The sequence below is a fragment of the Streptomyces sp. NPDC058665 genome (assembly GCF_042714995.1).
Lineage (GTDB): Bacteria > Actinomycetota > Actinomycetes > Streptomycetales > Streptomycetaceae > Streptomyces.
Map to the genome: position 1 here is coordinate 1 of NZ_JBHXRX010000021.1, position 23,252 is coordinate 23,252.

21 protein-coding genes are annotated in these 23,252 nt (G+C 71.3%); 11 read left to right on the forward strand and 10 right to left on the reverse strand.

The features are described from left to right. The first annotated feature begins 83 nt into the window (after nucleotides 1–83). Nucleotides 84–1,388: a M18 family aminopeptidase gene (locus tag ACFWV8_RS15755; protein WP_384201517.1), complete on the forward strand. Its 1,305-nt coding sequence runs from the start codon at nucleotides 84–86 to the stop codon at nucleotides 1,386–1,388. Nucleotides 1,389–1,491: 103 nt separating this feature from the next. Beyond that, the gene (locus ACFWV8_RS15760; protein ID WP_384201520.1) at nucleotides 1,492–1,710 is read left to right on the forward strand and encodes a DUF6458 family protein; all 219 of its coding nucleotides are present in this window, start codon (nucleotides 1,492–1,494) and stop codon (nucleotides 1,708–1,710) included. Between the two features lie 93 nt (nucleotides 1,711–1,803). Here the strand turns inward: ACFWV8_RS15760 and ACFWV8_RS15765 are convergent, their stop codons facing one another. The 3 genes from ACFWV8_RS15765 to ACFWV8_RS15775 form a co-directional block, all read right to left on the reverse strand. Beyond that, complete coding sequence (locus ACFWV8_RS15765; RefSeq protein ID WP_384201523.1) at nucleotides 1,804–3,645, reverse strand: NHL domain-containing thioredoxin family protein; 1,842 nt, start codon at nucleotides 3,643–3,645, stop codon at nucleotides 1,804–1,806. A gap of 188 nt (nucleotides 3,646–3,833) precedes the next feature. Then, a complete protein-coding gene (locus ACFWV8_RS15770) occupies nucleotides 3,834–3,998 on the reverse strand; it encodes a hypothetical protein (RefSeq protein WP_384201526.1) in 165 nt (54 codons plus the stop codon). Nucleotides 3,999–4,124: 126 nt separating this feature from the next. Further along, nucleotides 4,125–5,114: an ArsR/SmtB family transcription factor gene (locus tag ACFWV8_RS15775; protein ID WP_384201529.1), complete on the reverse strand. Its 990-nt coding sequence runs from the start codon at nucleotides 5,112–5,114 to the stop codon at nucleotides 4,125–4,127. An 81-nt stretch (nucleotides 5,115–5,195) separates the two neighbouring features. On the opposite strand from ACFWV8_RS15775, the gene ACFWV8_RS15780 reads away from it, so the two are divergent. Both ACFWV8_RS15780 and ACFWV8_RS15785 read left to right on the forward strand, forming a co-directional pair. Then, entirely contained in the window at nucleotides 5,196–6,443 is a 1,248-nt protein-coding gene (locus ACFWV8_RS15780) for an MFS transporter (RefSeq protein WP_384201532.1), read from the forward strand. Beyond that, on the forward strand, nucleotides 6,440–6,934 hold the full coding sequence (locus tag ACFWV8_RS15785; protein WP_384201535.1) for an LURP-one-related/scramblase family protein: 495 nt from the start codon (nucleotides 6,440–6,442) through the stop codon (nucleotides 6,932–6,934). Before ACFWV8_RS15780 ends, ACFWV8_RS15785 begins: the two co-directional genes overlap by 4 nt. A 64-nt stretch (nucleotides 6,935–6,998) precedes the next feature. On the opposite strand, the gene ACFWV8_RS15790 is transcribed toward ACFWV8_RS15785, so the two are convergent. Continuing rightward, nucleotides 6,999–7,811 carry a carbon-nitrogen family hydrolase gene (locus ACFWV8_RS15790; RefSeq protein ID WP_384201538.1) on the reverse strand — a complete coding sequence of 271 codons (813 nt, stop codon included), beginning with the start codon at nucleotides 7,809–7,811 and terminating at the stop codon, nucleotides 6,999–7,001. A 177-nt stretch (nucleotides 7,812–7,988) separates the two neighbouring features. Between ACFWV8_RS15790 and ACFWV8_RS15795 the strand changes: the two genes are divergently transcribed. Beyond that, nucleotides 7,989–8,813, forward strand: coding sequence for a maleylpyruvate isomerase family mycothiol-dependent enzyme (locus ACFWV8_RS15795; protein WP_384201541.1), 825 nt, complete (start codon nucleotides 7,989–7,991; stop codon nucleotides 8,811–8,813). A 94-nt stretch (nucleotides 8,814–8,907) separates the two neighbouring features. Here ACFWV8_RS15795 and ACFWV8_RS15800 read toward each other — a convergent pair whose 3' ends face one another. Beyond that, nucleotides 8,908–10,272: a nitrate/nitrite transporter gene (locus ACFWV8_RS15800; protein ID WP_384201544.1), complete on the reverse strand. Its 1,365-nt coding sequence runs from the start codon at nucleotides 10,270–10,272 to the stop codon at nucleotides 8,908–8,910. Next, entirely contained in the window at nucleotides 10,269–10,952 is a 684-nt protein-coding gene (locus ACFWV8_RS15805; RefSeq protein ID WP_384201548.1) for a GntR family transcriptional regulator, read from the reverse strand. The genes ACFWV8_RS15800 and ACFWV8_RS15805 overlap by 4 nt, the downstream gene beginning before the upstream one ends. 163 nt (nucleotides 10,953–11,115) lie before the next feature. Here ACFWV8_RS15805 and ACFWV8_RS15810 point away from each other — a divergent pair, with 163 nt between their 5' ends. After that, on the forward strand, nucleotides 11,116–12,117 hold the full coding sequence (locus ACFWV8_RS15810) for a D-alanyl-D-alanine carboxypeptidase family protein (RefSeq protein ID WP_384201551.1): 1,002 nt from the start codon (nucleotides 11,116–11,118) through the stop codon (nucleotides 12,115–12,117). A gap of 157 nt (nucleotides 12,118–12,274) precedes the next feature. Beyond that, the gene (locus tag ACFWV8_RS15815; protein ID WP_384201554.1) at nucleotides 12,275–13,102 is read left to right on the forward strand and encodes an RNA methyltransferase; all 828 of its coding nucleotides are present in this window, start codon (nucleotides 12,275–12,277) and stop codon (nucleotides 13,100–13,102) included. 95 nt (nucleotides 13,103–13,197) lie between these two features. Here ACFWV8_RS15815 and ACFWV8_RS15820 read toward each other — a convergent pair whose 3' ends face one another. From ACFWV8_RS15820 to pdhA, 3 genes are read right to left on the reverse strand one after another with little or no spacing between them, the layout of a single operon-like run. Then, nucleotides 13,198–14,580: a dihydrolipoamide acetyltransferase family protein gene (locus ACFWV8_RS15820; protein ID WP_384201558.1), complete on the reverse strand. Its 1,383-nt coding sequence runs from the start codon at nucleotides 14,578–14,580 to the stop codon at nucleotides 13,198–13,200. 14 nt (nucleotides 14,581–14,594) lie between these two features. Continuing rightward, on the reverse strand, nucleotides 14,595–15,575 hold the full coding sequence (locus ACFWV8_RS15825; protein WP_384201561.1) for an alpha-ketoacid dehydrogenase subunit beta: 981 nt from the start codon (nucleotides 15,573–15,575) through the stop codon (nucleotides 14,595–14,597). Between the two features lie 2 nt (nucleotides 15,576–15,577). After that, entirely contained in the window at nucleotides 15,578–16,759 is a 1,182-nt protein-coding gene (pdhA, locus tag ACFWV8_RS15830; RefSeq protein WP_384201564.1) for a pyruvate dehydrogenase (acetyl-transferring) E1 component subunit alpha, read from the reverse strand. Nucleotides 16,760–17,084: 325 nt separating this feature from the next. On the opposite strand from pdhA, the gene ACFWV8_RS15835 reads away from it, so the two are divergent. The 3 genes from ACFWV8_RS15835 (at nucleotide 17,085) to ACFWV8_RS15845 (ending at nucleotide 19,454) form a co-directional block, all read left to right on the forward strand. After that, entirely contained in the window at nucleotides 17,085–17,744 is a 660-nt protein-coding gene (locus ACFWV8_RS15835) for a response regulator (protein WP_384201567.1), read from the forward strand. 120 nt (nucleotides 17,745–17,864) lie between these two features. Beyond that, nucleotides 17,865–18,359: a pyridoxamine 5'-phosphate oxidase family protein gene (locus ACFWV8_RS15840; protein ID WP_384201569.1), complete on the forward strand. Its 495-nt coding sequence runs from the start codon at nucleotides 17,865–17,867 to the stop codon at nucleotides 18,357–18,359. A 72-nt stretch (nucleotides 18,360–18,431) separates the two neighbouring features. Beyond that, entirely contained in the window at nucleotides 18,432–19,454 is a 1,023-nt protein-coding gene (locus ACFWV8_RS15845) for a phosphotransferase (protein ID WP_384201572.1), read from the forward strand. Nucleotides 19,455–19,482: 28 nt separating this feature from the next. Here the strand turns inward: ACFWV8_RS15845 and ACFWV8_RS15850 are convergent, their stop codons facing one another. Further along, nucleotides 19,483–21,093 (reverse strand): protein kinase, encoded by a 1,611-nt coding sequence (locus tag ACFWV8_RS15850; protein ID WP_384201575.1) that lies wholly within the window; start codon nucleotides 21,091–21,093, stop codon nucleotides 19,483–19,485. A gap of 383 nt (nucleotides 21,094–21,476) precedes the next feature. Here ACFWV8_RS15850 and ACFWV8_RS15855 point away from each other — a divergent pair, with 383 nt between their 5' ends. Continuing rightward, nucleotides 21,477–23,102 carry a protein kinase gene (locus tag ACFWV8_RS15855; RefSeq protein ID WP_384201577.1) on the forward strand — a complete coding sequence of 542 codons (1,626 nt, stop codon included), beginning with the start codon at nucleotides 21,477–21,479 and terminating at the stop codon, nucleotides 23,100–23,102. The last annotated feature ends 150 nt before the right edge of the window (nucleotides 23,103–23,252 follow it).

Sequence of the window (23,252 nt, forward strand, 5' to 3'; positions counted from 1 at the left end):
GGCCGTGATCACGGCCCGCCCGGCGCCCGGCGCCCGCTTCAGCCATGCGAATACGCCACAGCATGGCTCGTTATGGTGATCCCATGAGCAGATCCGCCCGCTTCGACCGCGGCCACACCGACGACCTGATGACCTTCCTCGCCGCAAGCCCCACGCCGTACCACGCGGTGGCGAGCGCCGCCGAGCGCCTGGAGAAGGCCGGCTTCCGGCAGGTCCAGGAGACGGACGCGTGGGAGGGGACCACCGGCGGCAAGTACGTCGTGCGCGGCGGGGCGCTCATCGCCTGGTACGTCCCGGAGGGGGCCGAGGCGCACACGCCGTTCCGGATCGTCGGCGCGCACACGGACTCTCCCAACCTCCGGGTGAAGCCGATCCCGGACACCGGTGCGTACGGCTGGCGGCAGGTCGCCGTCGAGGTGTACGGCGGGCCGCTGCTCAACACCTGGCTCGACCGGGACCTCGGGCTGGCCGGCCGTATCTCCCTGCGGGACGGCAGCCACCGGCTCGTCGACGTGGACCGGCCGCTGATGCGCGTACCGCAGCTGGCCGTCCATCTGGACCGCGGGGTCAACACCGACGGTCTGAAGCTCAACCCGCAGCGGCACATGCAGCCGATCTGGGGGCTCGGCGAGGTCGGGGAGGGCGACCTGATCCGCTTCGTCGCCGAGGAGGCGGGGGTCGCGGCGTCCGACATCACGGGCTGGGACCTGATGCCGCACTCCGTCGAGCCGCCCGCCTATCTCGGGCGCGACCGCGACCTGGTGGCCGGGCCGCGGATGGACAACCTGCTGTCGGTGCACGCCGGGACGGCCGCGCTGGCCGCCGTCGCGGGGGCCGCCGGTTCGGGCACGGAGCTGCCGTACATCCCGGTCCTCGCCGCCTTCGACCACGAGGAGAGCGGCTCCCAGTCGGACACCGGCGCCGACGGGCCCCTGCTGGGCACGGTGATGGAGCGCTCGGTGCTGGCACGCGGCGGTTCGTACGAGGACCGGGCGCGGGCCCTGGCCGGTACGGTCTGCCTCTCCTCCGACACCGGGCACGCCGTGCACCCCAACTACCCGGAGCGGCACGACCCGACGCACCACCCGCGCGCCAACGGCGGCCCGATCCTCAAGGTCAACGTCAACATGCGGTACGCCACGGACGGCGGCGGGCGCGCGGTGTTCGCGGCGGCGTGCGAGCGGGCCGGGGTGCCGTGGCAGACGTTCGTCTCGAACAACTCGATGCCCTGCGGCACGACGATCGGCCCGATCACGGCGGCCCGGCACGGCATCAAGACGGTCGACATCGGGGCAGCGATCGTCTCGATGCACAGCGCGCGCGAACTGTGCGGCGCGGACGACCCGTTCCTGCTGGCGAACGCGCTGGCCGCGTTCCTGGAGGGCTGACTTCCGCGGGCCGAACTCCCTTCTCCCGCATGGGTGTTCCCGGGCCGGGTACCCGCATGGGCGGCCCGGGAACGACCACCACTCGTGTCAGGAGGCGGGATTCATGGGCGTTGGCGGATGCATCGCACTCATCGCGGTGGGGGCGATCCTCACCTTCGCGACGGACTGGGAGGCGGAGAGCGTCAACCTCGACCTGGTCGGGGTGATTCTGATGGCGGTCGGCCTCATCGGTATCGCGACATTCACGAGCATGGCGAAGCGCCGGCGGGCGATCGTGACACCGCCGACGGTCATCGAACGCGACCGGCAACACGACCTGTAGGCCGGGGCGGTACGCGCTCCGCACGCCGGGGGCGGTACGCGCTCCGTAAGCCGTCGGCCGTACGCCGAAGCCCGTACGCCGGGGCCGTACGTGCTACGCGTCCAGCCCGGCCAGCACCAGACCCAGCCTGCCCGCGCCGGACCCGGTGACGCGTACGGGCACGCCCCAGTCCTGCTGGTGCACATGGCACGCCGGGTACTCGATCTCCGGAGCGTCGTCGCAGGACGCGGCCATCGCCGAGACATGCAGCACGCCCTCGGTGACACCGTCCGCGAGCACCAGTTCGCGCCCCAGGTCGGTACCGGCACCGGCGCCCTCCGCCAGCAGCTCCGGCGGGGTGGCGGAGACCAGGAGCCGGGTCGAGGGACCGTAACGGGTGTCCAGCTTCTGCCCCTTGGGCGCCTCGAAGACCACGTCGAGCCGCAGCGCGCCCGGCGCGACATCGGTCGCGGCGCGCTGGGTGCGGTGAGCGACCGACTCGACCCGGACGGCCTCGTCGGGCAGCCGCAGCCGGGTCAGCCGGTGCCGGGCGGACTCGACCACGACGATGTCGTCTCCGACGAGCACCGCGCCGGACGGCTCGCGCAGGTCGGTGGCGAGCGTCGTGACCTCGCCGGTCGCCGGGTCGTAGCGGCGCAGGGCGTGGTTGTAGGTGTCGGACACGGCCACGGAGCCGTCCGGCAGCGCGGTCACCCCGAGCGGGTGCTGGAGCAGGGCCTGGCCGGCGGGGCCGTCACGGTGACCGAAGTCGAAGAGCCCGGTCCCGACGGCGGTCCGTACGACGAAGCCGTCCCCGTCCCCGTCCCGCTCCACGTACCGCAGGGCGCTGGTCTCGGAGTCGGCGACCCACAGCCGGTCCTCGGTGGCGGCCAGCCCGGACGGCTGCGCGAACCACGCCTCGGTGGCGGGCCCGTCGACCAGCCCCTCGTTGGTGGTACCGGCCGCGACCGCGACGGTGCGGGTCTTCGGGTCGTACGTCCACAGCTGGTGCACCCCGGCCATCGCGATCCAGAGCCGGTCGTGCCACCAGGCCACGTCCCACGGCGAGGAGAGCGCCACGTCGAGCGCGGGGCCGTGGGCCGGTGAGCCCTGCCACCACTGCCTGCCGGTGCCGGCGAGGGTCTCGACGGCGCCGGAGGCGGGGGTGAACTCGCGGATCGCGTGGTTCACGGTGTCGGCGACGGCGATCCGGCCGTTCGGTATCAGGGCGAGCCCCTGCGGCTCGTTGAACGACTCGGGCCCGAAGCCGCGCTCGCCGCCGCCGATTCGCCGTACGACGCTCTCGCCGTCGGCCGCCAGCTCGACGAGCTGGTGGCGGGTGGTGTCGGAGACCAGGAAGTTCCCCGAGTCCAGCGTGACCGCCTTGCCGGGGAAGCGCAGGTCGGTGGCGACGGGCTCGGGCGCGACGTAGGGCCCGTCGCCGCGCCGCAGGGTGCCCTTCGCGGCGTGCTCGGCCTCCAGCTCCTCCACCAGCTTCTCGATGGCGTGCGCGTGCCCCTCGCCGGCGTGCTGCGCGACGACGTACCCCTCGGGGTCGATGACGACGAGCGTGGGCCAGGCCCGTACCGCGTACTGCTTCCAGGTCGCCAGCTCGGGATCGTCCAGGACGGGGTGGTGCACCTCGTACCGCTCGACGGCGTCCACGACGGCCGTGTGCTCGGCCTCGTGGACGAACTTCGGCGAGTGGACGCCGATGGTCACCACGGTGTCGCTGTGCTTCTGCTCCAGCTCGCGCAACTCGTCGAGGACATGCAGGCAGTTGATGCAGCAGAAGGTCCAGAAGTCGAGCAGAACGATACGTCCGCGCAGGTCGGCGAGGGTGAGCGCGCTGCCTCCTGTGTTCAGCCAGCCGCCCTTGCCGACCAGCTCGGGGGCACGGACACGGGCACGGCGGCGGGGCGCGGGAGAGGAGCCGGAGGCGGAGACGTCGTTCATGGTTCCAGGGTGCCACCCGCCTCGGACAACGCGACCCGGACCCCGCGTCGGCCTGCCGGAATGAAGAGTTACGGGCTACCGCGTCCCACTCGCACCGGCCCACCGGGGCCAGGCGCGTGCGCCCGCGCGGGTGCGGCGTTCCCGGGGGGGTGCCCGCGAAGCGGCGTCGTCCGCCCACACGGGGGGGCTCACGCCCGCCGCGTCAGCGGCTGACGCGTCCCGCTGGTGCGTGCGATCGCGGCAGAGCCGTGCCGACCGACGACCACGGAGGGCGCACCTCGTGCCCGAAGGGCGCCGAGTCCCTCGCCGTCCAGCGCGGCCGTGAGCAGCGCGCCGAGGCCTGCTCCGTGCAACGGCTCCTCGGCCTGTGGTCGGTGGCGGTCGTGCGCGACCCCGCCACCGGCGCTCTGATGAACCAGCTGCGCCGACTCCCGTGGCCGGGCAGGCCGACCGCGAGCCCAGCAGGAGCGGAAGGGGCCCTATCCGCGTCCCCCGGCCTCCGCCGCGCCCATCAGGACCTCGCCCGCCTCCGTACGGAAGTAGAGCACCGAACGGCCCGCCCGGCGCCGGGCGATCAGGCCCGCGTCGTGCAGCACCCTGAGGTGGCGGCCCACCGAGCCCAGGCCCTGGCCGGTCAGGGCCACCAGTTGCGTCGTGCTCTTCGGGGAGCCGAGCAGGGCCAGCACCGCGGCCCGGCCGGGACCGAGCAGGGCGCGCAGCGGCTCGGGCACCGGCGGCCGGCCGCCCTCGTGGGCCAGGGCCCCGGCGCACGGGTAGACCACGGCGTACCGGTCGGCGTCCCACGACACCCAGCTCTGCCGAGGCGTCACCGGCACGAACATCAGCCGCGCCCCGGGGATCTCCTGCGACCGGTCGGCGCGGGTGGAGATCTGGAGCCGGCTGCCGCCGAGCCAGCGCATCCCGCGGCGCATGTCGCCCAGCGCGCTCGCCCAGCCGCCCCGGCTCAACTGGGCCGTGCGCGCGACGATGTCGGCCTCGATGAGGCGCCGGCGCCGTGGCCAGTACGGCAGCACCGTCCGCGCCCACACCCACTCCACCACCGCGGCTGCCCGCTCCGGCAGATCGTCGCGGCCGGCGAGGAGCGCGGGGAGCGGGCCGTTCAGGGAGACCAGCAGGTCGGCGCGGACGGTCGCGGGCGGGGTGTCCCGTATCCGGGTCAGTTCGGTCTCGAAGGTCTGCCCCGTCAGGGGCTGACCGGTGGGCGTGGGGGTGATGAAGTCCGCGTTCCAGGTGCGGCCGAAGGCCGCCCGTACGAGCAGCGCCGTGACCGGGTCGCCGGCCTGCCGGGCCCGGTAGGCGGGCAGATGGGCGTCGAGCCACGCGCGCTCGCCCGGGTGCGCGGCCCGGCCGTCCTCCAGCGCTCGCAGGCTCGCCACCGCCTCCGTAAGAGGCGACACGACGAACCGGCTCCCGGCGAGCGTGTCCGCGTCGACCTGCCACCAGCCCATGCGCCCCCTCCCGCCCCCACCATGTTTCGCTCTCACGCGAAACATTAACGCCGCCTCCCGCGCGCCTCGGAGACTCCGGACATGCGCACCTACCAAGAGCTGTTCCGCACCCGGGAGTTCACCCCGCTCTTCCTCACATCGGCCGGACAGGTCGGGGCTCAGACAGTGAGCGGGCTGGCGCTGAGCACGCTCGTCTACACGGCGACCGGCTCGCCGCTGCTCTCCGCGCTCGCCATGTTCGGCCCCTCCCTCGCCCAGGTGCTCGGCGCGACGATGCTGCTGTCGGCGGCCGACCGGCTGCCGCCGCGCGCCGCGCTGACCACGCTGTCGCTGGTCTTCGCGCTCGGCACGGCGGCCACCGCCCTGCCGGGTCTGCCCGTCCCGGCGGTCCTCGCGATCGTGCTCTGTCTGGGCACCGTCTCCGCGCTGGGCGGCGGGGTGCGCTACGGGCTCGTCAACGAAGTCCTCTCCAAGGAGGGCTATCTGCTCGGCCGGTCCGCGCTCAACATGTCCGCGGGCCTGATGCAGATATGCGGCTTCGCGGCCGGGGGTGCGCTGGTCGTGTTCCTGTCGCCGCGCGGCGCGCTGCTCACCGGCGCCGGGCTCTTCCTCGCGGCGGCGGCCGTCGCGCGGCTCGGCCTCAGTAGAAGGCCGCCGCGCGCCACCGGCCGCCCCTCGGTCGCCCAGACGTGGCGGAACAACGCGCGCCTGTGGTCGTCCCGGCCCCGGCGCACCGTCTATCTGGCGCTGTGGGTGCCCAACGGTCTGGTCGTCGGCTGTGAATCCCTGTACGTGTCCTACGCCCCCGAGCACGCGGGGCTGCTCTTCGCCGCGGGTGCGGCGGGCATGCTCGCCGGGGACATCCTGATCGGCCGGTTCGTCCCCCGCCGCCTGCGCGCGCACCTCGCGGTCCCGCTGTTGCTGCTGCTCGCCGTGCCGCACCTGTTCTTCTTCCTCGGCCCGGCCCTCCCGCTCGCCGTACCGCTCGTGACGCTCGCGACCGTCGGCTACGCGGCGAGCCTCGTCTCCCAGGAGCGGCTGATGGCCCTGACCCCGGACGAGCTGAGCGGGCACGCGCTCGGACTGCACTCCTCCGGCATGCTCACGATGCAAGGCGTGTGCGCCGTCCTGGCGGGCACCGTCGCCGAGTGGACCTCGCCGGGGACGGGCATCACGGTGCTGGCCGCGGCCTCCGTCGCCGTCACCCTCACGCTGGCGCGCGGGCTTCGGGAGAAGGCGGTGCCGACGGGCGACGCCGTCATCCGTACGCGTGCAGGTGACGCCGTACCACCCTCGCCCGGCAGCCCGGTGGGTACGGATCCTTCATGAAGTACTTGGTGCGCGACAAGATCTTCGCCATCGGCGACGACTACTGGATCGAGGACGAGCAGGGCCGCCAGGCCTTCCTCGTGGACGGAAAGGCGCTGCGGCTGCGCGACACCCTGGAGCTGAAGGACCCTCAGGGGCGGGTACTGGTCACGCTCCGTCAGAAGCTGCTGAGCCTGCGGGACACGATGACGATCGAGCGGGACGATGAGCCGCTGGCCACCATCCGTAAGAAGAGGCTGTCGCTGCTCCGTAACCACTACCGGGTCGAACTGGCCGACGGCACCGAGCTGGACGTGAGCGGGCGGATCCTGGACCGCGAGTTCGCGATCGAGTACGACGGCGAGCTGCTGGCGCATGTCTCACGCCGGTGGTTCCGGGTGCGGGAGACATACGCCGTGGACGTGATCAGGGACGAGGCGGACCCGTCACTGCTGATCGCGGTCACGGTATGTGTGATCCGGATGGCGGAGAAGGAGCACGAGGGGGGCTGAAGGGTGGCCGCCGACCCGGCGCGGGCCCGCCTCCTTGAGAGGCGGGCCCGTCCCGTGAAGAAGCTCAGCCGCGCGGCGCCGTCACACCCAGCAGACGGTCCTTCAGCACCGGGAACTGCTCACGCGTCGTCGCGACCTTCGCCGGGTCGAACTCGACGCTCAGGACCTCCTCGCCGGTCCCCGCCTCCGCCAGCACCTCGCCCCAGGGGTCGACCACAATGCTGTGCCCGGACTGCTCCACCCCGGCGTGCGTGCCGGCGGTCGAGCAGGCGAGCACATACGCCTGGTTCTCCACCGCGCGCGCCTGCGCCAGCAGCGTCCAGTGCGCACGGCGGCGGGCCGGCCAGCCCGCCGGGACCACGAAGAGCTGTGCCCCCTCGTCGAGCAGCCCCCGGAACAGCTCGGGAAACCGCAGGTCGTAGCAGGTGGCGAGACCCATCACCGCGTCCGGCAGGGCGACGGTCACCAGGTCGCCGCCCGCGCCCATCAAGGTCGCCTCACCCTTGTCGAACCCGAAACGGTGAATCTTGCGGTACGAGCGCACGAGGGAGCCGTCCGGCGCGATGACGAGCGCGGTGTTGTAGAGGTCGGCCGCACCGTCCAGGACCGCCTCGGGGGCACGTTCCACGATGGACCCGGCGTGCAGCCAGACGCCCGCGTCCCGCGCCGCCCGCGACATCTCCTGGAACGTAGGACCGTCCAGCGTCTCCGCCTCGGCGGCGAACGACTCGTACGCGAAAGCCCCCACCGGCCAGAGCTCGGGCAGGACCACCAGGTCGGCGCCGCGCTGCTGCCGTACCAAGGAGGCGGCGCGCTGCCTGCGGGAATTGACTGGTTCGTCCGGGTCTACTGCGATCTGGATGAGGGAGGCGCGCACACTACCACCGTCCTGGCATTCGAGCCGTCTACACGGGCCTACGATCGTCACACGAAAGCACTGCCGGGGTGCCAACGGGCAGCGTAACTTAGGCCTTCGAACCTCCCACGCAGCCCACAGCCCGCCGCCCGCAGCCAGCAGCCCAGCCCGCTAACCGCAGAACCGTCGAGGGGTCCCGTGACCGTCCATCCCAGCCTTCAAACCTACGCCGACGCCTGGTCCGACTCCATTGAAGCCATAGCCGAGCTGGTGCAGCCACTCGTCGAGGGTGAGTGGAACCGGCCCACGCCGTGCCCCGGCTGGTCGGTGCGGGACATCGTCTCGCACGTCATCGGTCTGGAGTGCGAGATGCTCGGGGACCCACGCCCCATCCACAGCCTGCCGCGCGACCTGTACCACGTACGGAGCGAGATCGCCCGCTACATGGAGATGCAGGTGGACGTGCGGCGCCACCACACCGCTCCGGAGATGACCTCCGAGCTCGAATACACGATCATCCGCCGCAACCGCCAGCTGCGGAACGAGAACCGCGCGCCCGACGCCATGGTCCGCGCGCCGCTCGGCACCGAGCAGACCCTCGAACAGGCCATGCGGGCACGCGCGTTCGACATCTGGGTGCACGAGCAGGATCTGCGTACGACGCTGAGCAAGCCCGGCAACCTCGCCTCCGGCGGCGCGCTGGTCACCCGCGACGCGCTCCTGGAAGCTCTCCCGAAGGTCGTCGCGAAGGGTGCCGGCGCCCCGCCGCACACGGCGGTCGTCTTCGACGTGCACGGCCCCGTGGAGTTCCTGCGGACGGTGCGGGTCGACGCGGACGGCCGCGGCACGATCGACGGCTCGCCGTCGCTCGGCCCGGCGGTGACGCTGGTGATGGACTGGGAGACGTACTTCCGGCTGGCGTGCGGGCGGGTGCGGGCCGCCGCGGTGCCGGACCGGATCAAGACGGAGGGGGACGCGGAGCTGGCGGCGGCGATCCTGCGGGAGTTCGCGGTCACGCAGTAGCGCCGCGCGCCCTGCCCTCGCCCCGTACGTGTCCTTGTGCGGGTCCTCGTACAGATCCACGGGGTCCTTGTACGTGTCCTGGTGCGGGCCGTGCTCAGACGGGCACGTGCACCGCCTCCACCCGGCTGGCCACCAGCCGCTCACGCTCCCGTCGCGCCGTGCGCGCCCGCAGCCGCAGGATCTGGACGATCCCCAGCGCTTCGAGGACGAAGACGGACGAGAACGCGACGCGGTAGTCGCCGCCGGTCGCGTCGAGCAGCACACCGATGGCGAGCAGCGTCGTCATCGAGGCCACGAAACCGCCCATGTTGACGATGCCGGAGGCAGTGCCCTGACGGGCCGGCGGGTTCGCGGGCCGGGCGAAGTCGAAGCCGATCAGCGAGGCCGGTCCGCAGGCGCCGAGGATGACGCAGAGCGTGATCAGCAGCCACATCGGCGCGTGGTCGCCGGGATAGGCGAGGGTCGACGCCCAGACGAGGGCGGTCATGCCGATCGTCCCGAGCGCGATCGGGGCCCTGGCGGCGTGGTGGCGGGCGATGATCTGCCCGAAGACGAGGCCGATCACCATGTTGACGAGAACGACGAGGGTGAGCAGATCGCCCGCCGTGGCCCGGGACAGCCCCTGGGCCTCGACGAGGAACGGCAGGCCCCACAGCAGCATGAAGACCATGGCGGGGAACTGGGTGGTGAAGTGCACCCAGAGCCCCAGCCGGGTGCCGGGCTCCCGCCACGACTCGGCGATCTGCTTCCGTACATAGGTCGCGCCCGCGTGTTCGGCCGGCGGCGGCTCATGGCCCTCGGGGTGGTCCTTGAGGAAGAGCAGCAGGAGTACGAGGACGACGACACCGGCCATCGAGCTGCCGACGAACGTCGTGGTCCAGCCGAGGTCGCTCAGGAGGCGGGCGATGAGAAGGGTCGAGACGAGATTGCCCGCCATCCCGAAGAGCCCGGCGAACTGCGCGATCAACGGGCCCCGGCGGGCGGGGAACCAGCGGGCGCCGAGGCGCAGTACGGCGATGAAGGTCAGCGCGTCGCCGCAGCCGAGCAGGGCGCGGGCGGCGAGGGCCATGCCGAAGGTGGGGGCGAGGGCGAAGCTGAGCTGGCCGATGGTGAAGAGCGCCGCGCCGAGGGTGAGGACCCGGCGGGTGCCGAGCCGGTCGACCATGAGGCCGACGGGTATCTGCATCCCGGCGTAGACGAGGAGTTGGACGATCGAGAACGTGGAGAGGGCGGAGGCGTTGACGTCGAAGCGGTCGGCGGCGTCGAGTCCGGCGACGCCCAGACTCGTACGGAAGATGACGGCGACGAAGTAGACGGCGACGCCGATGCCCCAGACGGCGACGGCGCGACGGCCGCCGGGCGGGTCGCCGGGAAGGGTGAGGGCGGGGCCGCGGCCGGAGCCTCCGGGGGTTCCCGGGGCTCCGCCCGGTCCCTCGGCTCCGGAAGAGGACGAGCTCACCGGGCCTCACCCCGAATGAGCACCTTGACGCGGCTGACGTGGGCACGCACGCAGCGGGCGGCGGCCTCGGCGTCACCGGCCCGGATGGCTTCGAGCAGTTCGGCGTGCTCGACGATGCTGGTCTCGACGCGCTCGGGATGCGCCTCCATGACGGCGACGCCCATCCTCAACTGCCGGTCCCTGAGCTGGTCGTAGAGCTTCGACAGGATCTCGTTGCCGGCGTTGCGCACGATCTCGGCGTGGAAGCAGCGGTCGGTGACCGCGACGGCGGCCAGATCGCCTTCCTCCGCGAGGCGGCGCTGCTCCTCGACGAGTTCCTCCAGGCGCGCGATGAGCCGCGCGGACGCGGGGACGGCCTTGCGGGCGGCGAACTCCTCGACCAGCAGGCGGGTTTCGACGACGTCGGCGATCTCCTGCGCGGAGACGGCGAGGACGAGGGCGCCCTTCTTGGGATAGAGCTTGATCAGCCCCTCGACCTCCAGCTTGAGCAGCGCTTCGCGTACGGGCGTACGTGACACCCCTACGGCCTCGGCGAGTTCGCCCTCCGTAAGGAGGGTCCCGCCCTGGTAGTGCCGGTCGAGAACGCCCTGCTTGATGTGGCTGTAGACACGGTCGGCGGCGGGCGGCTGTTTCACGGGGACGGCGGACACGGGGGAGGTGGCGGGAGGCGCGGATGGCATGGGCACAGCTTAGATACAACAGGGATGCGACAGTGATCGCGTCCATATCGCGGACCGGCGAGATTTCCGGTGCGTGCCGTACATCCCTTCGGATCACCCATGAGTCTTTTCAGTGGACCACCCCTGCACGGGCGTGCGTCGAATTCACTTCAGACCAGCGCATATGCGACATCGGAGCGTTCCTTTGATAACCAGCTTCCCGGGCGTGCGGAGAAACGTGCGCAGGTCCACCGTGGTAGCCCTCACCGCCGGCGCGATGCTGACGGGCACGGCCCTGGTCGCCCCCGCGACCCAGGCGGCCGAGTCCGCGCCCGCCGCCCAGGCGGCTGCCGCCGCCCTGCCGACCCTCTCGGCCAAGGGCGCCTTCCTGCTGGACAACACCACCGGTGCGAAGCGGTACGGCAAGGCCGCGGACACCCGCCGGCAGATGGCCAGCACCACGAAGATCATGACCGCGGCCGTCGTGCTCAACACCAAGGGCATCGACCTCAACCGCAAGATCACCGTCAAGCAGACGTACCGCGACTACGTGGTCCGCGAGGGCGCGAGCACCGCGGACCTGCGCACCGGCGACAAGGTGACGATTCGTCAGCTCCTGTACGGCCTGATGCTGCCGTCCGGCTGCGACGCGGCGTACGCCCTCGCGGACGCGATCGGCACCGGGTCGACGGTGGCGGCGCGCACGAAGTCGTTCATCGGGAAGATGAACACGAAGGCCAAGGACCTGGGCCTGACGAACACCAAGTTCGACTCGTTCGACGGCATCTCGGCGGCGGGCAACAACTACACGACGCCGCGGGACCTGGCGACGATCGCCCAGTACGCGATGAAGAACACCACGCTGCGCGCGGTCGTCAAGTCCACGAGCTACAAGACGACGGCGACGACCAAGACGGGCGGCACCCGCACGTACACCTGGTACAACACGAACCAGCTGCTCGGCTCGTACACGGGCGCGTTCGGCGTCAAGACCGGCACGGGCACGGCCGCGGGCCCCTGCCTGATCTTCGCCGCCACCCGCAACGGCAAGACGCACATCGGCGTGATCCTGAACGGCACGGACCGCTACAAGGACGCGGCGAAGCTGCTGGACTACTACTCGGGCGTGTCAACGGCCAAGACGATGCAGCTCCGCACCCTCCCGCCGGGCGCCCAGCGCGACTGACCCCCCTACGGGATGCGGCAAGGGGCGCGGCCACCACGGGGTGGCCGCGCCCTTGTCGTTGCGGCGGCTTCGTCCACGGTCCCCGTCCACGGGCCGAGCCCCCGCGCGTCCCTGTAGCCTTCCCCGGTCAGGGATCGCGGAGCGACGAGGAGTACGGGTGGCCGGTCAGCGGATCACGAGCCGCAACGCCCGCTTCCAGCAGTGGCACGCGCTGCTCGCCAATCGCAACAAGCGCAAGCGCCAAGGCGAGTTCCTCGTCCAGGGCGTGCGCCCCATCACGATGGCCGTCGAACACGGGTGGACCGTACGCGCCCTGCTGTACGACGCGAGCCGTCCGCTCTCGCGGTGGGCCGAGCAGTTGCCGCGCGGCATCAGTACGGACCGGGTCGCCATGGCCCCCGAACTCCTCGCCGAACTGGGCGAACGCGCCGACGGCGCACCCGAGGTCGTGGCCGTCGTCGAGATGCCGCCGGACGATCTGCGCCGGATCGCCGTCCACGACACCTTCCTGGGCGTGCTGTTCGACCGCCCCACCCAGCCGGGCAACATCGGCAGCATCATCCGCTCGGCCGACGCCTTCGGCGCGGACGGTCTGATCGTCACCGGCCACGCGGCCGACGTCTACGACCCGAAGGCCGTACGCGCCACCACCGGCTCCCTGTTCGCGCTCCCGGTCGTCCGAAGCCCCTCGCACCACGAGGTCGCGGAGTGGCTGGCGAAGGAGCGCGCGGAGGGACGCCCGGTCGCCGTGGTCGGCACGGACGAGCGCGGCGACGCGGACACCGACGCCTTCGACCTGACGCAACCGGTGCTGCTGCTGATCGGCAACGAGACGTCCGGACTGAGCACGAGCTGGCGCGAGTTGTGCGACCACGTGGTGAGCATCCCGATGACGGGCTCGGCAAGCTCACTGAACGCCTCGAACGCGGCGACGGTGATCCTCTACGAAGCCTCCCGCCAACGCCGCCTCAGCGCCCGCCGCTGACCGGGTGCGTCGGGTCGTCCAGCGCAGAAGCGAAAGGGTCGCAACTCCCGGCGGAGTCGCGACCCTTCCACGCGTCGGCTAGCAGCCGACAGCCGTCAGCCCCAGGTGATCAGTCTCTTCGGCTGTTCCAGGATCGCCGCCACGTCCGCCAGGACCTTGGAGCCCAGTTCGCCGTCCACCAGGCGGTGGTCGAACGACAGGGCCAGGGTCGTCACCTGGCGGGGTTTGACCTTGCCCTTGTGGACCCAGGGCTGGAGCTTGATCGCGCCGACCGCCAGGATCGCCGACTCGCCCGGGTTGAGGATCGGGGTGCCCGTGTCGACGCCGAAGACGCCGACGTTCGTGATGGTCACCGTGCCGCCCTGCATGGCCGACGGGGTGGTCTTGCCCTCACGGGCCGTGGACACCAGTTCGCCCAGGGACTGGGCGAGTTGGGGCAGGGTCTGGGCCTGGGCGTCCTTGATGTTCGGGACGAGCAGGCCGCGGGGGGTCGCCGCCGCGATGCCCAGGTTGACGTAGTGCTTGACCACGATCTCCTGGGCGGCCTCGTCCCACGTGGCGTTGACCTCCGGGTGGCGCTTGATCGTCACCAGCAGCGCCTTGGCGATGAGCAGCAGCGGGTTGACCCGTACACCCGCCATGTCCTTGTCGGACTTGAGCTCGTCCACCAGCTTCATCGTGCGCGTCACGTCGACCGTCACGAACTCCGTGACGTGCGGCGCGGTGAACGCGCTGCCCACCATCGCCGCCGCCGTCGCCTTCCGTACGCCCTTCACCGGGATCCGGGTCTCCCGGCCCACCGGCGCAGCCGGGGCGGCCACCGGCGCCGGCGCGGGCTCCGCGGCCGGCTCCTCGGCCACGGGTGCCGTCGCCGCGTGCACGTCCTCGCGGGTGATGATCCCCTCCGGGCCGGTCGGCGTGACCGTCGTCAGGTCCACGCCCAGGTCCTTGGCGAGCTTGCGCACCGGCGGCTTCGCCAGCGGGCGGGACGGGGCCTCGGTCGCGGGGGCGGAAGCGACCCCGTTCATCTCCGCCTGGATCGCGGCGGCGGCGGTGCCCTGCTCAGGGACCGCCGCCCCCCGGCGCGGACGCCGCTTCGTGGACGACTCCGAGACGCCGTAGCCCACGAGCACCGGTTGGCGCCCCTTCGGCTCGGCGGCCTCCGCGGCCTCCGCGGGCTCGGCGACCGGCTCCGCAGGCGCGGCAGCCCCGCTCCCAGGCGCCACGTCCACCGTGATGATCGACGCCCCGACATCGACGGTCGTGCCCTCGTCGAAGCGCAGCGCGTGCACCACCCCGTCGTAGGGGATGGGCAGTTCGACGGCCGCCTTCGCCGTCTCCACCTCGCACACCACCTGGCCGTCGACGACGGTGTCGCCCGGCTGTACGTACCACTTGAGGATCTCCGCCTCGGTGAGCCCTTCGCCCACGTCGGGCATCTTGAACTCTCTGTAGCGGGTGGAAGTGTCAGCAGTCATGGTCACGGCACTCCTCAGTACGCGAGCGAGCGGTCGACGGCGTCGAGCACCCGGTCCAGGCCCGGAAGGTACTCCTCCTCCAGGCGCGCCGGCGGGTACGGGGCGTGGAATCCGCCCACCCGCAGCACCGGAGCCTCCAGGTGGTAGAAGGAGCGCTCCGTGATCCGGGCGGCGATCTCCGCGCCGGAGCCGTAGAACACCGGCGCCTCGTGGACCACGACCAGCCGACGGGTCTTCTCCACCGACGTCTGGATCGTGTCGAAGTCGATCGGGGACATCGAGCGGAGATCGAGGACCTCCACCGACTTGCCCTCCTCAGCCGCGGCGGTCGCGGCCTCCAGACAGACCTTGACCATCGGGCCGTACGCCGCGAGGGTGAGATCCGTGCCGGCACGGGTGACCCGGGCCTTGTGGAGCGGGCCGGGAATGGCCTCGGTGTCGACCTCGCTCTTGTCCCAGTAGCGGCGCTTGGGCTCGAAGAAGATGACCGGGTCGTCGCTCTGGATGGCCTGCTGCATCATCCAGTAGCCGTCCGCGGACGTCGAGGGCGAGACGATCTTCAGCCCCGCCACATGTGCGAACAGCGCCTCGGGCGACTCGGAGTGGTGCTCGACGGCGCCGATGCCACCGCCGTACGGAATCCGGATGACGACCGGCATCTTGATCTTGCCGAGCGCGCGGGCGTGCATCTTCGCGAGCTGCGTGACGATCTGGTCGTACGCGGGGAAGACGAAGCCGTCGAACTGGATCTCCACGACGGGCCGGTAGCCGCGCAGCGCGAGGCCGATCGCCGTACCGACGATGCCCGACTCGGCGAGCGGGGTGTCGATGACCCGCCCCTCGCCGAAGTCCTTCTGGAGACCGTCGGTGACCCGGAATACACCGCCGAGCTTGCCGACGTCCTCGCCCATGATCAGGACCTTGGGGTCGGTGTCGAGGGCGACGCGCAGCGACTCGTTGATCGCCTTGGCGAGGGGGAGTTTCTGTACGGCCATGGCTACTTGCCCTCCTCGGCTGCGGATTCGAACGACGCCTCGTACGCCGCGAACTGCGCCCGCTCCTCGTCCACGAGCGCGTGCCCGTCCGCGTAGACATGCTCGAAGATCGCCAGGTGGTCCGGGTCGGGCATCGCACGCACCGCCTCCCGCACCCGCCTGCCGAGCGCCTCGCTCTCCTTCTCCAGAGCCGCGAAGAACGCCTCGTCGGCGGCCGACTCCCGCTCCAGATACGCGCGCAGCCGCAGGATCGGGTCCTTCGCCTCCCACGCCTCCCGCTCCTCGTCCGCCCGGTACTTCGTCGGGTCGTCGGAGGTGGTGTGCGCGCCCATGCGGTAGGTGAACGCCTCGACGAGCATCGGGCCCTCGCCACCGCGGGCGCGCTCCAGCGCGGCACGCGTCACGGCCAGACAGGCCAGTACGTCGTTGCCGTCGACCCGGACACCGGGGAAGCCGAAGCCCTGCGCGCGCTGGTAGAGCGGCACGCGCATCTGCTTCTCGGTCGGCTCCGAGATGGCCCACTGGTTGTTCTGGCAGAAGAACACCACCGGCGCGTTGTAGACGGCCGAGAAGGTGAACGACTCCGCCACATCGCCCTGGCTGGACGCGCCGTCGCCGAAGTAGGCGATGACGGCGGAGTCCGCGCCGTCCTTGGCCACGCCCATCGCGTAGCCGGCGGCGTGCAGCGTCTGCGAGCCGATGACGATCGTGTAGAGGTGGAAGTTGTTGGCCTTCGGGTCCCAGCCCCCGTGGTTCACACCGCGGAACATCCCCAGCAGATTCGTCGGGTCGACGCCCCGGCACCAGGCGACGCCGTGCTCCCGGTAGGTCGGGAAGACATAGTCCTCGTCGCGCAGCGCGCGTCCCGAGCCGATCTGCGCGGCCTCCTGGCCGAGCAGCGAGGCCCACAGGCCCAGCTCGCCCTGGCGCTGGAGGGACGTTGCCTCGGCGTCGAAACGGCGGGTGAGGACCATGTCGCGGTAGAGACCGCGCAGGGACTCGGGGGTGATGTCGGCTACGTAGCCGTCGTACTCGTCGTTCTTCACGCGCTCGCCATCGGGCGTCAGCAGCTGTACGAGCTGGGGCTCGGAAGCCTTCGGCTGCGGCGTCGTCCTGGCGCCGGCGCGCTTGGTGCCGCTGCTACGTCGCGGCTTTCGCGCGGCGGCAGTGCTCTCCACGGTCACGTGCGTGCTCCTCCGTCGGTCCGGTCCCCGGGATCCGCCGGGAACCAGTGCGGCTCCGCCTGCTTCCGGACGTGTGCACGGGGTGGGTGCGGCCCGGCCGGGACAGGCGTGACAGGTGCCCCGGCGAGCGCCCTGCCACAGGCACGTTACCCAGTGGGTCGCATTCCTGCGAAACCCCCCTGACCTGCAATTTTGCTTGGATTTCCAAGTAAATCGAAAAAGTCGGGTACAACCACTGGTCACAGCCTTGCAGGCCGCCGGAACAACGGCACGTTATCCCGGCGGCCCGGGGCGGGGATAGGGGGATGTGTGTTTGACTGAAGTCGTGCCTGAAAAGGGAAAAATCACCGTATTTCTTCTTGATGACCATGAGGTCGTCCGGCGGGGCGTCCATGAGCTGCTCGCCGTCGAGCCCGACATCGAGGTCGTCGGCGAGGCGGGTACGGCGGAGGACGCGCTCGCCAGAATCCCGGCGACCCGGCCCGATGTCGCGGTGCTCGACGTGCGGCTGCCGGACGGCAGCGGGGTGGAGGTCTGCCGTGAGATCCGGGCCAGGGACGAGAGCATCAAGTGCCTGATGCTCACCTCGTTCTCCGACGACGAGGCGCTCTTCGACGCGATCATGGCCGGCGCCTCGGGATACGTACTCAAGGCCATCCGCGGCGACGAACTGCTCACCGCCGTACGGGACGTGGCCGCGGGCCGCTCCCTGCTGGACCCGGTCGCCACCGCGCGGGTGCTGCAGCGGCTCCGCGAGGGCAACACCCCCAAGGGTGACGAGAAGCTGGCGAACCTCACCGAGCAGGAGCGCAAGATCCTGGATCTCATCGGCGAGGGCCTGACCAACCGCGCCATCGGCGAGCGGCTGCATCTCGCCGAGAAGACGATCAAGAACTACGTCTCCAGCCTGCTGTCCAAGCTGGGGATGGAGCGACGGTCGCAGGCAGCCGCGTACGTGGCCAGAATCCAGGCCGAGCAGCGCTGAAACCTGTCGAAGGGCCTCTCCCTGCCCGGGTTCCCTAAAGGCCCGATAAGGACCAAGGTCCCATGCATCCGGGGCGGGCTCCCCTGTTCTGTGGACGATCGGTGACAGAGAGTGGGAGCCATGTCCACCGATCATCTGCGCGCCATCGAGCTGCTCAACCGGGTCCGGTACGGACGGGTGGCGACGAGCATGCGGGCGATGCCCTTCGTGGCCCCCGCCCGTCACATCGTCCTGGATGACAGCGTCGTCCTGCGGATGCACCGGGGGATGGGCTACCACCGGGCGTGCAGCGGAAGCGTGGTGGCGTACGGCGCCGACAACTTCAACACCGGCGAGCCCGATCTCTGGTCGGTCCAGTTCACCGGCACCGCGAACGTGGTCAGGCCGACGGACGACGAGCTGGCGCTCTTCGGGCCGGGGCCGCACGACGTCGACGGCGAACCGTTCGATGCCGTCTACATGAGCATGACGCCGCAGTTCGCGACCGTGCATGTGCTGAAATACGCGACGGGTGGGGCGGGGAGCGGGGCCTCGGCCGAGATCGACAGCGAGGCCGGGAGCGGGACCTCGACCGAGACCGGCAGCGGACCGCGACACGATCAACACGCAGCGTGATCTATCATCTGACGGGTGCCGCGCTCATCTGCAACAACTGCGACCCCGCCCGGTGTCGCGACCGCTCCATCCGTGGCCGACCAGCCCTTCGGCCTCCTCCCCCTCGGTGACCTGCTCCGACGCTACAAGCGCGGTGGGGAGCCCCTGTCCTGCCGGCCCGTCGCCCAAGGCCTGCTGAATCGCGGCTACCGGCTCACCACCACCCACGGCTCCTACTTCCTCAAGCACCACCTCGACGGCGACCACGAGTCCATCGCCCACCAGCACCGGGCCACCCGGCGGCTCCAGGCCCTCGGCGTACCCGTCGTGCCGCCCGTACGCGACACCGAGGGCGGCACCGTCGCCGTCGTCGGCGGCCACTGTTACGCCTTACACCCCTGGGTCGACGGCCGGCACCGCACCGGTGCCCAGCTGACGTCCACCACGTCGGGGCGGCTCGGGTCGTTACTCGGAGTCGTACACACCTGTCTGGAACAGGTCATGGAGTCGGTGAAGTGCCACCTCGCCTATGACGGCGCGTACGACAGCGCCGCCCCCGAGGACACCTTCGCGCTCATCGACGAACTGCTGGCCCTGGCCCGCGGGCGCACCCCGCGCGACGGCTTCGACGCCCTCGCCGAACACCGGCTGCGGGAGCGCCGCACGCTCCTGGAGAGCCACGCCCACCACCGCCCGCCACCGGGTGCGGAGACGGCCACCGGGTGGGTGCACGGCGACTTCCATCCGCTGAACCTGCTCTACCGGGGCACCGAGCCCGCGGCGATCGTCGACTGGGACCGGCTGTCCGTCCAGCCGCGCGCCGAGGAGGCGGTCCGGGCCGCGGCGATCTTCTTCGTACAGCCGTCGGGGGAACTGGACCTTGAGAAGGTACGGGCGTACGCGCGCGCCTACCGGCTCGCGGCCGGGGCCGACGCCGGTGAACTGGCCGCGGCGGTCCACCGGGTGTGGTGGGAGCGGCTGAACGACTTCTGGATACTGCGCTGGCGCTACCAGCTGGACGACCGAAGGGCCGACCCGCAGTTCCCTGCGGTGTCGGCCCTGGCGGTCTGGTGGACGCGGAGGTACGAGGAGGTGCGCGAGGCGTTCACGGGGTGAGGGCGGGCAGCCTCCACTCCGGGGACTCCTACCTGCCCGTGACGCCGTCGATGGTGCCGGGTTCTCCCGCGCCACCCTCGGACGTCCCCGTGCTGCCTTCCGTCGTGCCCTCGGTCGTGCCCTCCGTCGTGCCTTCGGTCGTGCCCTCCGTCGCCCCCTCGGTCGTGCCCTCGGTGCCCTCCACGTCGCCGCCACCCTCGGTGGTGCCCTCCGTCGCCCCCTCGTCGTCACCCGGATCCGGCGAGGACGGGGGGTCCGTCGGCGTCTCGGACGGCGACGGCTGCCCGGTCGGGGTGTCGTCCGGCGGGTAGTCCGGCTGCTGGTTGCCGCCCGTGGAGGTGTCCGGCTCGTCGTCCGTCGGCGCCGACTCCTCGTCCGACTTCGTCGGCTTGTCGCTCGGCGTGGCGGTCGGGCTCTGCGTGGTCTTCTGGTCGTCCTTGTTGCCGGTGTCCGTGCCGGCCATGTTGTTCAGCGCGTACGCGGCGCCGGCGACGATCGCGATCACGGCGAGCACGGCGAAGAGCCACATCTTGCCGCGGCCCCCGCCCCCGTTGCCGTGGTGGCCCCCGTCGTAACCGCCGTCGTGCGGGTTCTGCGGCGGCAGCAGCGGGCGCTGCGCGGTGTCGCCGTGCGGCGGGTGACCGATCGCGGTCGTGGCGGCGACGCCCATCGCGGGGGTGCCGCCCTCGTGCATGTCGACGGGGCCGGTGTTCCAGGTGCCGACGTGGCTGCCCTGCTGCTGGAGCATCTGCATGCCGTACTGGACGAGGCCGCGCATCTCCTCGGCGCTCTGGAACCGGTCGTCCGGGTCCTTCGCGAGCGAGCGCATGACCAGCCCGTCCAGCTCCGGCGGCACCACGTCCGAGACCTCGGACGGCGGGACCGGGATGTCCTGGACGTGCTGATAGACGACGGAGAGCGGCGTCTCGCCGGTGAACGGCGGGCGCAGCGACAGGAGTTCGTAGAGCAGACAGCCCGTGGCGTACAGGTCGGACCGGTGGTCGACGGCCTTGCCGAGCGCCTGTTCGGGGGAGAGGTACTGCGGCGTGCCCATGACCATGCCGGTCTGGGTCATCGTCGACTGCGCGCCGTGCAGGGCGCGGGCGATGCCGAAGTCCATCACCTTGACCGCGCCGCCGTGCGTGATGATCACGTTCGCGGGCTTGATGTCACGGTGCACGATGCCGTGCTGGTGCGAGTACGCGAGCGCTTCGAGCACACCGGAGACGATGATCAGCGCCTGCTCCGGCGGCGGCGCCTCCGCGTTGATCAGCAGATCGCGGATGGTGCGGCCCTCGACGAGCTCCATGACGATGTACGGAACGGTCTGGCCGCCCACGACATCTTCACCGGAGTCGTACACCGCCACCACGGCGTGGTGGTTGAGACCGGCCACCGACTGGGCCTCGCGCGTGAAGCGGGCCTTGGAGACCGGGTCCTCGGCGAGGTCGGAGCGGAGCAGCTTGACGGCCACGGTACGGCCGAGCCGGACGTCCTCCGCCGCGTACACCTCCGCCATACCGCCCCGGCCGAGGCGGTACGTCATCCGGTAACGGCCGTCGCCGACCAGCCCGCCGACGCCCCATGAGTCCCCAGCATCAGGCACTCCGCCGCCGCCTGCTTCGGGTTCGGGTGCCATCAGTCCTCGCCGTCGTATCTATCCGCGCGTGCCGCGCGCGGGCGCGGGGTCGCGGTGGTGCCTGGGATGGGTGAAGGTGTGGGGCCAGGAGCCGCCACGAATCCTGGATTGGTGCTGTGCCGGTCACGCTACAGCCTTCGCGCGGCACGCCGATCGGAGATGGACCGGTCATCAAACCCGCTACGCCCGCGCACGGGCAAATTCCATGCGTTTCCTGTAACGCTTCCGAGACGCTTGTTGTGCGTAGGGTCACGGAACGGGCACCCCGCTTGACGTGTCAGGGCCCTGCGGCAGACTTGGCCCGTAAATACGGGAGCATGTGAGTACGGATCAGCGCGAAGCACTGAGTCACCGCGTCGCCGCGCCGAGGGGGAAGCACAGTCATGAGCCACGACGGCGCACAGGGCCGCTACGCGGGCGGTTCGGTCGCGGGCGGCCGGTACCAGCTTCGTGACCTTCTCGGCGAGGGCGGCATGGCGTCCGTCTACCTCGCGTACGACGCGGCTCTCGACCGGCAGGTCGCCATCAAGACGCTCCACACCGAACTGGGCCGTGAGCAGTCCTTCCGTGAACGCTTCCGGCGCGAGGCCCAGGCCGTCGCGAAACTGTCGCACACCAACATCGTCTCGGTCTTCGACACCGGTGAGGACGAGCTGGACGGCTCGCTCATGCCGTACATCGTCATGGAGTACGTGGAGGGGCAGCCGCTCGGCTCGGTGCTCCAGTCGGACATCCAGCAGTACGGCGCGATGCCGGCGGACCGCGCGCTGAAGGTGACGGCGGACGTGCTCGCCGCGCTGGAGACCAGCCATGAGATGGGCCTGGTCCACCGCGACATCAAGCCCGGCAACGTGATGATGACCAAGCGCGGCGTCGTCAAGGTGATGGACTTCGGCATCGCGCGGGCCATGCAGTCGGGCGTCACGTCGATGACGCAGACCGGCATGGTCGTCGGTACGCCGCAGTACCTCTCGCCCGAGCAGGCGCTGGGGCGCGGCGTCGACGCCCGCTCCGACCTGTACTCGGTCGGCATCATGCTCTTCCAGCTGCTGACGGGCCGGCTGCCCTTCGAGGCCGACTCGCCGCTGGCGATCGCGTACGCGCATGTGCAGGAGGAGCCGGTCGCGCCCTCCTCGATCAACCGCTCGCTCACTCCCGCGATGGACGCGCTCGTCGCGCGGGCGCTGAAGAAGAACCCGAACGAGCGGTTCCCGAGCGCCGCCGCGATGCGCGACGAGTGCGCGCGGGTGCTTCCGCAGGGCCACACCGGGGCCCCGGTGATCGTGCAGGGCGCCCCGTCGGTGAGTGGCGCGGGTGTGGGCTCGGCGGTCTTCCCGCCGGTCGACCAGGGGACGCAGCCGCCGCAGGGCGGCGTGCAGACGCCGTACCAGCCGGGGGCGTACGGACCGCCGACCCCGGCGCCGATGCAGACACCGCCTCCCACGTACGGCTACCCGCCGCAGCCCAACCAGGGCTACCAGACCCCGGCACCCACGTACTCGATGTCCCCGCAGCCCCCGATGGGCCCGGGGCACGGCGGGCACGGGGGCCACGGCGGTGGTGGCAACAGCGGCGGCAGCAGGCGGAACATGCCGGTGATCGTCGGCTCGATCGTGGTCGCGGTCGCGGCGATCGCGGGCCTGACGTTCGCGCTGACCCAGAACGGCGACGACGGGAAGGACGGCTCGGAGGCCAAGCCGAGCGGCTCGGCGGTGGAGGGCCACCGGCCGCCGGAGCGCAACCGCGTCATCGACAAGGAGAAGTGCTCGGACGCGTACGAGGACGGGGTGGACCCGACCAAGGTCCAGGCGCCCGACCTGCGTTACAAGGACATCCTTTCGGTGAAGGAGTGCCTGCGGTCCGCGGGGTGGACGTGGACGGTGACCGAGGTCAACGACCCCACGCAGGCGAAGGACATCGTGGTCGATCAGTACCCGCGCCAGAGCGCGGCGGTGCTGCCCAAGGACCAGGAGTTCGAGCTCAAGATCTCCACCGGCAACCCGGAGTAGCCGACGGCGCGGGCGTGAGTCCGACGGCCGGGGATTGGCGGGCGCGAGTCCGTCGGCCGGCGCCTCCGTAAGGCTCCGGTCCGGGGGGGGCCGTGACGGCGACCGCGCGGGGCGTCCGCGCGGGAGTGTACGGCCGCCGGGACGCCCGGC